Source organism: Pseudomonas sp. 05T35 (assembly GCF_056396605.1).
The window spans coordinates 1-690 of record NZ_JBFTLU010000850.1 but is presented as its reverse complement, the minus strand read 5'-3'; the positions used below and the strand labels follow the sequence as shown (position 1 = coordinate 690).

1 protein-coding gene is annotated in these 690 nt (G+C 61.6%); it reads left to right on the top strand.

Translation table 11 applies throughout. The features are described 5' to 3' along the window. A partial coding sequence (locus tag AC1DH9_RS30270) for a response regulator (RefSeq protein ID WP_477809469.1) occupies positions 1-690 on the top strand: 690 nt, incomplete at both ends.

Genomic DNA, 690 nt, shown 5'->3' with positions numbered 1-690 from the left:
CCTGCGTATCAAGGACAGCGGGATAGGCATCAGCGAGTTCGATCAGCAGCGATTGTTCAGTCCGTTTGTACAGGCCGGCAATAGCCCGCAGGATGGCCGCAGCGGCTCCGGGTTGGGCCTGCTCATCAGCCGTTCGCTGTGCGAGATGATGGGTGGCCGATTGCAATTGAGCAGCAAGCTGGGCGCGGGCACGCAAATCGACGTCAGCCTCGATGTACTGGCATTGCAGCCGCTGGCCGCGCCGCCGGTCGAGACTGCAGCGCTGGAGCGGGGGGACTCGTTGAACATTCTGGTGGTTGACGACTACCCGGCCAATCGCCTGTTGCTGCTACAACAACTGAGCCGTCTTGGGCACCGTGTGTGTGATGCCCAGGACGGTGAGCAGGGGCTCGAATGCTGGCGTGAAGATACGTTCGACGTAGTGATCACCGATTGCAACATGCCGAATCTCAGCGGCTACGAGTTGGCCATGGCGATTCGTGACGAGGAGCGGGCCAATGGGGATGTGCCTTGCCTGATCCTCGGTTTCACTGCCAATGCCCAGCCCGAAGAAAAGATCCGTTGCATGGAAGCCGGGATGGACGATTGCCTGTTCAAGCCCATCGGCCTGAAGGACCTGAGTGCCCGTCTGGCCGGCGTGACGCCGGACACCAACACGCGACAACCGCTCGAAACGCTGCCGGTCAGCGC